The sequence below is a fragment of the Enterococcus sp. C76 genome, assembly GCF_040886985.1.
Lineage (GTDB): Bacteria > Bacillota > Bacilli > Lactobacillales > Enterococcaceae > Enterococcus_B > Enterococcus_B lactis.
The window spans coordinates 1-280 of sequence record NZ_JBFOEY010000079.1 but is presented as its reverse complement, the minus strand read 5'-3'; the positions used below and the strand labels follow the sequence as shown (position 1 = coordinate 280).

At 37.1% G+C, this 280-nt stretch carries 1 protein-coding gene; it reads right to left on the bottom strand.

What is annotated here, in order from left to right; all coding sequences use genetic code 11:
- A partial coding sequence (locus tag AB3I00_RS14835) for a hypothetical protein (protein ID WP_368025648.1) occupies positions 1–280 on the bottom strand: 280 nt, incomplete at both ends.

The following is a 280-nucleotide window of genomic DNA, read 5'->3' as shown; positions in this document are numbered from 1 at the left end:
CGGGATCATCTAATGCCGTCAATTTTCGATTGAACCAATTCCGAACATCGGCTTGTAAGAAATAATAATTCAATAAAGAGACATCTTCTAAAGGATTTAATTGAACATGAACATTAATTTCTCCCGGATGGATCGTATATTCTACTCGTTCTTCCAAAATTGCTCGGCCTGTCCCATCTGTTTTTTTGGTATTAACCCCTTGCACTTCATTCAACACGATTATTTTGACTTCATCGGCTGGATATACGAGGTCTTCTTCTAATGGATGATTATTAGCCAT